The sequence below is a fragment of the Lentzea sp. genome (assembly GCF_036380075.1).
Lineage (GTDB): Bacteria > Actinomycetota > Actinomycetes > Mycobacteriales > Pseudonocardiaceae > Lentzea.
The window spans coordinates 1-7533 of record NZ_DASVFL010000262.1; the positions used below are offsets into that span (position 1 = coordinate 1).

General features: G+C 69.0%; 9 protein-coding genes. 6 read left to right on the forward strand and 3 right to left on the reverse strand.

All coding sequences use genetic code 11. The annotated features are described in order from the left end of the window. The coding region (locus VF330_RS28470) for a glutamate decarboxylase (protein WP_414675471.1) at positions 1–1259 on the reverse strand (1259 nt) is incomplete at its 3' end. Positions 1260–1591: 332 nt separating this feature from the next. Between VF330_RS28470 and VF330_RS28475 the strand changes: the two genes are divergently transcribed. The 3 genes from VF330_RS28475 to VF330_RS28485 all read left to right on the forward strand — a co-directional run bounded on the left by VF330_RS28475 (position 1592) and on the right by VF330_RS28485 (position 3801). Beyond that, the gene (locus tag VF330_RS28475) at positions 1592–1864 is read left to right on the forward strand and encodes a hypothetical protein (protein ID WP_330854767.1); all 273 of its coding nucleotides are present in this window, start codon (positions 1592–1594) and stop codon (positions 1862–1864) included. Positions 1865–2125: 261 nt separating this feature from the next. Next, entirely contained in the window at positions 2126–2362 is a 237-nt protein-coding gene (locus VF330_RS28480; RefSeq protein ID WP_330854768.1) for a hypothetical protein, read from the forward strand. Between the two features lie 173 nt (positions 2363–2535). Then, positions 2536–3801 (forward strand): alpha-amylase family glycosyl hydrolase, encoded by a 1266-nt coding sequence (locus VF330_RS28485; protein ID WP_330854769.1) that lies wholly within the window; start codon positions 2536–2538, stop codon positions 3799–3801. A gap of 7 nt (positions 3802–3808) precedes the next feature. Here VF330_RS28485 and VF330_RS28490 read toward each other — a convergent pair whose 3' ends face one another. Further along, entirely contained in the window at positions 3809–4147 is a 339-nt protein-coding gene (locus VF330_RS28490) for a helix-turn-helix domain-containing protein (RefSeq protein WP_330854770.1), read from the reverse strand. Between the two features lie 65 nt (positions 4148–4212). Here VF330_RS28490 and VF330_RS28495 point away from each other — a divergent pair, with 65 nt between their 5' ends. Both VF330_RS28495 and VF330_RS28500 read left to right on the forward strand, forming a co-directional pair. Then, a complete protein-coding gene (locus VF330_RS28495; RefSeq protein WP_330854771.1) occupies positions 4213–5289 on the forward strand; it encodes an alkene reductase in 1077 nt (358 codons plus the stop codon). A 1-nt stretch (position 5290) separates the two neighbouring features. Continuing rightward, positions 5291–6019, forward strand: coding sequence for an SDR family NAD(P)-dependent oxidoreductase (locus VF330_RS28500; protein WP_330854772.1), 729 nt, complete (start codon positions 5291–5293; stop codon positions 6017–6019). A 67-nt stretch (positions 6020–6086) separates the two neighbouring features. Here VF330_RS28500 and VF330_RS28505 read toward each other — a convergent pair whose 3' ends face one another. Continuing rightward, a complete protein-coding gene (locus VF330_RS28505) occupies positions 6087–6593 on the reverse strand; it encodes a hypothetical protein (protein WP_330854773.1) in 507 nt (168 codons plus the stop codon). 274 nt (positions 6594–6867) lie between these two features. On the opposite strand from VF330_RS28505, the gene VF330_RS28510 reads away from it, so the two are divergent. After that, positions 6868–7362: a hypothetical protein gene (locus tag VF330_RS28510; protein WP_330854774.1), complete on the forward strand. Its 495-nt coding sequence runs from the start codon at positions 6868–6870 to the stop codon at positions 7360–7362. The last annotated feature ends 171 nt before the right edge of the window (positions 7363–7533 follow it).

The window sequence follows — 7533 nt, forward strand, 5'->3', positions numbered from 1 at the left end:
CGGAGGACGGCGAGGTCCTCGCGGTGGGCAGGGACGGTGTAGGCGGGGACCAGCCAGCCGCTTTCGCGCAGGGCGGCGGAGACGTCGAAGACGGAGAAGCCGGTCTCGCCGTCGGCCAGGGTGAAGGCGAAGACGGGCAGTTGGTCGCCGCGGGTGAGCAGCCGGAACGGGCCGAGGGCGGCGATGCGGTCGGCGAGACTCGTCGCCACGTCACGGCTGTACTGCTGGACGCGCGTGTACCCCTCGACGCCCAGGCGCAGGAACGAGTAGTACTGCGCGGCGACCTGGGCACCGGGCCGGGAGAAGTTGAGGGCGAACGTGGGCATGTCGCCGCCGAGGTAGTTGACGTGGAACACGAGGTCCTCGGGCAACGCGGCCGCGTCGCGCCAGAGCACCCAGCCGACGCCGGGGTAGACGAGCCCGTACTTGTGGCCGGAGGTGTTGATCGAGGCGACCCTGGGCAGCCGGAAGTCCCACACGAGGCCGGGGTCGCAGAACGGGGCGATCATCGCGCCGGACGCGCCGTCCACGTGCACCGGGACGTCCCAGCCGCGTTCGGCGTGCAGCGCGTCCAGGACGGCGCAGATCTCGGCGACGGGTTCGTAGCTGCCGTCGAAGGTGGAACCGAGGACGGCCACCACACCGATCGTGTTCTCGTCGCAGTGGCCGGCGACCTGGTCGGCGGTGAGGTGGAAGCGCTCGCCCTCCATCGGCACCAGGCGGCATTCGACGTCGAAGTAGTTCGCGAACTTCTCCCAGCACACCTGGACGTTGACGCCCATCACCAGGTTGGGCCGGTCGGCGGGCAGCCCGGCCGAGCGGCGGCGATGCTGCCAGCGGCGTTTGAGCGCCAGGCCGGCGAGCATGCACGCCTCGCTGGAACCGGTGGTGGAACAACCGGTCGGCTTGCCGGAGTCCGGGGCGTGCCAGAGCGCCGCCAGCATCCGGACGCACCGCTGCTCCAGCTCGGCGGTGCGCGGGTACTCGTCCTTGTCGATCATGTTCTTGTCGACGCAGTCGGCCATCAGCCTCGCGGCCTGCGGCTCCATCCACGTGGTCACGAAGGTGGCCAGGTTGAGCCGGGAGTTGCCGTCGAGCATCAGCTCGTCGTGCACCACCTGGTAGGCGGTGTCGGCGTCGAGCTCGCCGTCCGGCATGCGGTCGCGCGGGATGCCGCCGGGCTCGCGCAGGAACACGGGGTTGGCTTCGACGTGGGAACGGCCTGGGCGACGGGGATCGGACGGGTGGGCGAGTGGCACGATGACCGCCTTCCGCGAGTGGTCAGGCCCCGGACACCGCCGAGCGGACCCGGTGTGGTGGCCCCATTCTCCCGGTCTGCGGTGATCCCGCCACCGCGGCCGCTGCGAGCGTCCTGTTTCAGATCGTGTCCACTGCGATGAGAATAGTTGCAGGCCACTCGATGGCGTGAACATCGGTCTCCGTTAACACCATCGCGTGACGGGTGATTTTGTGCGGCGAAGTGACGTGGATACGGTGCGGGTGAAACGGGGCTGTAGCGGGTTTGCCGGGTTCCGTTTCTCTTCATTGAATCATCAAATCAGATCGTGTTTCGTCCTGAGAAAGGTGCATTGTGAACCTCAAGAAGGTTGTCGCCGCGACCGCCGCCGGCATGGGTTTCCTGATGATCGGCAGCCCGGCGTTCGCGACGCAGGGCGGCGAGGTGTCCGAGCTGCAGGACCTCGCCTCGGAGTACGACCACACCCACCAGGTCAGCGCCGTCAACCTGGAGGACTCCGAGATCCTCAGCGACATCAACGTGTGCCAGGTCGACGTCAACGTCATCGCGGTGCCGGTCCTGTCGAACAACGACAGCGCGCTGTGCGCGAACCCCGACGAGAACTGACGTCGGAGACTCCGCTCCAGCAGTAGTCCGAACGTCGTGCGTTGCTCGCCGGGGTCCGTGGTGCCGGCGGCTTGTTCTCACACTTTCGGTGGGTTCTTTTCTTCTTGATGTCCCTCGATGGTGTCAGGGAGAGCTGTTCTGCGTCTGGGAGTGAGTTCCGGGCGATTTGGTGCATCCGCGGCTTTTCGATACGGTTCGGTCGAGATCGTCGCCTGTGACTTTTGGCGAATCTGCGATCGAACACATTTCAAGGAGAATTTCGTGCTGAAGAAGGCTGGAGCGGCCATCGCTATCGCGGGCGCTTTCATGGGCATCGGCTCGACGGCGATGGCCGACGCCCCGGAGCTGGACCTCACCCACCAGGTCGGCGGAGTCAACCTCGACGACTCCGAGGTGCTCAGCGACGTGAACGCCTGCTTCATCGACGTCAACGTCATCGCGGTGCCGGTCCTGGCCGGCAACGACAGCGGCCTGTGCGCGAACCCGGACGACAAGTGACGTAACCGGCGCATCCTCCGGGTGTGCCGTTGCGGCAGGAGGGGCGGAGCTGTGGTCGTGGTGGCCGAGCTCCGTCCCTCCTGTTCGTGTTGTGACTGCGTGCGGATTCGCCGCGAGCACACGCATCACAGGCCCTATAGCGTTGGCGTCCGGTCAACGGTGAGGGGCAGGGCATGGTGAGCGAACCGGAGTGGATCCGGCACGCGATCTTCTGGCACGTCTACCCGCTCGGGTTCACCGGGGCCGAACCGGCCGCCACCGACGGGACGACGCACCGGCTTCCCCAGCTGGAGACCTGGTTGGACTACGCGATCTCGCTGGGCGTGTCCGGGATCGCGCTGGGGCCGGTGTTCGCCTCCGAGACCCACGGCTACGACACGGTCGACTACTTCCGCGTCGACTCACGCCTGGGCGACCGCGCCGACTTCGACCGGTTCGTCGAGGCCGCGCACCAGCGGGGTCTGCGGATGCTGCTCGACGGCGTGTTCAACCACGTCGGACGCGGGTTCGCGGCGTTCGCCGAAGGCCCGTCGCCGGAGTGGTTCCAGCTGACCGGTGACGGTTACGCCCACTTCGAGGGACACGCGCACCTGCCCACGCTCAACCACGCCTCACCGGTCGTGCGTGATCACATCACCGAGGTCATGTGCCATTGGCTCGACGCCGGTGCGGACGGGTGGCGTCTCGACGCCGCCTACGCCGTGCCGCAGGACTTCTGGGCCGACGTCCTGGCCCGCGTGCGCGACCGCCACCCCGAGGCTTACCTGGTCGGTGAGGTCATCCACGGCGACTACACCGAGATCGTCGAGCACACCGGCATGCACTCGGTCACCCAGTACGAGCTGTGGAAGGGCATCTGGAGCTCTCTCCGCGACCGCAACCTGCACGAGCTGGCGTGGGCGTTGCAGCGCCACTGCGGCTTCCTCGACACCTTCGTGCCCCTGACCTTCGTGGGCAACCACGACGTCACCCGCATCGCCAGCCAGGTCGACGAGCACCTGTTGCCCCACGCGTTGGCCATGTTGTTCACCACCGCAGGAACCCCCTCGGTCTACTACGGCGACGAACAGGCGTACCGCGGCGTCAAGGAAGACCGGGTGGGCGGCGACGACGACATCCGCCCCCGTTACCCGGCTGAGGGGCCGGCTGGACTCGCGCCCTGGGGCCAGGACACCTTCAGGCTGCACCAGGACCTCATCGGCCTGCGCCGACGTCACCCGTGGTTGCACACCGCGCGCACCACCGCCTCGCAGGTCACCAACACGACTGCCGTGTTCGAGGCGACGGATGGCGAACACCGCCTGTTCACCCTGCTCAACCTGAGGCCGGCCCCGGCCCGCCTGACCGTGCCGCCGCCCTCGTCGTTGCTGCTGGGGACTGCGACGGTGCGAGAGGGCGCAGTGGAACTGCCCGGTCACGGCTGGGCAGTGCTGGGCTAGCGACAGCTCAGTCCGTGTCGTGCGCCCACCGGGTCATGGCGTCCACCGCGCCGAGCAGCCGCCGGCCCCGGTCGGTCAGGTGGTACAGCACCTGCACTGGCATGCTCGGCACCACCTCGCGGCGCACCAAGCCGTGCTGCTCCAGCTCGGCCAGGCGGACCGACAGCATGCGTTCGGAGATGCCGCCGACCATGCGCCGGTACTCGCTGAACCGCCGCGCGCCCCGGGAACCGGCCAGCATGATCGCCGAGGTCCAGCGCCGTGAGACGAAGCTCATGATCTCACCGGCCACCTCGCAGCTCGACGAGTCGATCACCTGCGGGTTCACTGCCGTCGACCTGGTCACTTACCCACAGTAAGTCCATTACCGGCCGGTTGGCAACCGAGCGGCTCCGGCCGAAGCTGAGGATTATGAGTGATACCAACGCTTTCTCGCCCCTGCGGGTCGGTGCCACGACCGTCCGCAACCGCCTGGCCATGGCCCCGATGACCCGGAGCCGCGCCACCGAGCAGGGGCTGGCCACCGCCGCGATCGCCGAGTACTACCGGCAGCGCGCCGGAGCCGGCCTGATCGTCACCGAGGCCACCCAGATCAGCCTGCGCGGCAAGGCCTACCCGACCACGCCGGGCATCGCGACGCCCGAGCAGGCCGAGAGCTGGCGGCAGGTCACCGACGCCGTCCACGAGGCCGGCGGCACCATCCACCTGCAGCTGTTCCACGGCGGCCGCACCGGGCACCCGAGCATGCGGGGCGGGCTGGCAGGCCACGCGCCCTCGGCGGTGGCGGCACCCGGCCAGACCTTCACGCCCGACGGGATGCGGGACCACCCGGTGCCCGACGCCATGACCGCCGACGACATCCGGGCCACGCTCGAGGACTTCGCGACGGCGTCCTCGCTGGCCATCTCGGCGGGCTTCGACGGCGTGCAGCTGCATGCGGCCAACGGCTACCTGCCGCAGCAGTTCCTGTGCCAGGACACGAACCTGCGCACCGACGAATGGGGCGGCAGCACCGAGAACCGCATCCGGTTCGTCGTCGAGGCCGTCCGGGCGATGGCTGGCGCGGCCGGCGCGGACCGGACGTCGCTGCGGGTCTCGCCCGCCAGCACCATCCAGGGCATCAACGAGGGCGACAGCGAGGAGCTCTACGAGGCCCTGCTGGGAGAGCTGGCCGGCGACGGCCTGGCGTTCCTGGACGTCTCGGAGTCGCCGGGGCGCCGCGACCTGACCGCGCTGGTGCGCAAGCTCTGGCCGGGAGTGCTGCTGCTCAACCCGCACCGGACCGCCGAACCGGAGACCCCGCACGACCGGGTCGCCGACGCGCTCGCCGCCGGCGCCGACCTGGTCGGGCTGGGTGCTCCCTGGCTCGCCAACCCGGACCTCGGCGACCGCATCGCCCGGCGCGGCCCGTACAACGAGCCCGACAACTCCACCTTCTACGGCGGCACCGACGAGGGATACCTCGACTACCCGTCGCTGGCGGCCTGACGTGGGCAGGCTCGACGGCCGCACCGCGGTGATCACCGGTGGCACGGCCGGAATCGGGTTGGCCACCGCACGCCGGTTCGTCGCCGAGGGAGCCCACGTCCTGGTCACCGGACGACGTGCCGACGTGCTGGACGAGGTCGTGGCCGGGCTCGGTCCGTCGGCCACCGGCGTGCGCGGCGACGCGGCCGACCCCGCACACCTCACCGAGCTGCTGGCGGCGGTGCGCGAGCGGGGGAGGGGACTGGACGTGCTGTTCGCCAACGCGGGAAGCGGCAGCCACACCCCGTTCGGCCAGGTCAGCCCGGACGAGGTGGACGCCGTGCTGGCGCAGAACCTGCGCGGCCCCTACCTGACGGTGCAAACCCTGGCGCCGGAGCTGAACGAGCACGCGTCGGTCGTGCTGATGTCCTCCATCGGCGCCACCGCCGGCATGCCGGGCCTCGGCGTGTACTCCGCGGCGAAGGCAGGTGCCCGCTCGCTGGCCCGCACCCTCGCCGTGGAGCTGGGCGGCCGGGGCGTGCGGGTGAACGCGGTGAGCCCCGGCTACATCGACACCAGCAGCGACCCGGCCGCCCGCGAGTTCCAGCGAGTCGGCGCTTCGACCATCCCGCTGCCGCGAGTGGGCCGGCCGGAGGAGGTCGCCGCCGCGGTGCTGTTCCTGGCCTCCGACGACGCTTCCTACGTCACCGGGTCCGACCTGTTCGTGGACGGCGGGCGAAACCAGGTCTAGTGACGCGGTCGACCGGTGCCCGGCCGGTGCGCGATGACGCACCGGCCGGACACCGGTCGTCAGCAGATCAGCTCACGCCGCTCATGATCTTCCCGAACTCCAGCGGCCCGTTGACGCTGCTGGGCCACGTGGTGCTCATCTCGGACCGCGGCGAGGTGGGCACGTCGAAGGACATCCTCGCCACCGGGAAGTCGATGGTGCCTCCCTTCGGTGCCTTGATGTAGACGTAGGCGGTGCCGGTCTCGCTCACGTGGACCGACTCGTACGGGGGCGTCAGATAGGCGTAGTTGAGGAAGGGGACGTTCATCCGCTGGTTGTTCGCGTCGTAGAACCGGACGTTGGCCAGTCCACCGCTGAGCCGGCAGTCCACACCCTTGCGGCCGTTGAACATCACCATGAACGACCTGTAGCGATCCGGGAGCGGGGAGTGCCCCTCGGCGATCCTGACGGTGAGGTCACCCGCGGCGCACTGCTGCGCCGAGTCCTGCTGTGCCGGAGCCTGACGTGCCGAGTCCTGACCGGCCGAGGCCGGCAGCACGGCCGCGATCAACGCGGCGACGGTCGCCGCCGCCATCGCCAGAATCCTTCTCGCACCGGGATTTTCCATGAGCATTCCCTCCAGACGGTCATGTGCCTGACGAACCGGGAAGACGGCCACGGGATCGGGGAGGATGCTCGCGTCGACGTGATCAGAGGTGTTCGGGCAGCCAAGAAAGGCCTTTCGGGCAGGGAGTCCGGCGCAGCGTGCGGTTCGCAGTCGGTAGCGGTGTCGAGAGGGAGTCTTCCGGCCTTGCTAACGCTTTCGGCGCGGTTCGACAAGTAGGGGGTGTGAGGGAAAAGCGACCCCGATGAGCTTCATGCCGTCAGCCGCGGAGCTGATCGAAAGATCACTGCGCGGGGACAACGACGCCCTCGAGTCTCGTGCGCGCTACAACCGCTCGTACTCCGATGCCAGGCCGTGGTTGTACTGCGTCGTCCTGAACAAGCTGCGGCGGCACCGGCACCTCGACCCTGTCCGGGAAGCCCCGCCGGACCTCGCCGGTGTGACCGGCGATCGGGACCCCTGGCCTGCTGTGGACTCCCGTGTGGTCGCGCAGGTGCCGCTGCGTAAGGCGCTGACGCGCCTCAGACCGGAGGAGCGGGGAGGTGCTGGGTCTGGTGGCCTGGGAGGACCTGACCGTCGCGGCGACCACTCGTCCGTGCTCACCATCAACGCCGACAACGGTCTTCCCGTTCGAGAGGAGTACATCCCGGCCGGGAACTCCCGGAACGCGAAGTACTCGCACATCACGTTCCGGTCGTCTCGCGTGAACCTCGCGGACGTGGCGGCCGACAAGATCTGATCTCGTCAGGCGAGTGCTCGGGAGAGAGGAACGATGCCGCCCCTCCCTTCCGAATGCATCTCAGTCCCGGGAATCGTCGCGTGCCGGGAAGGTGCGTGACTTCGCCGGCTGGTTGAAGGACATCAGCTCGGCCAGCGCCTGGTGATATCGCGCCGAAAGGCGATAGACGCC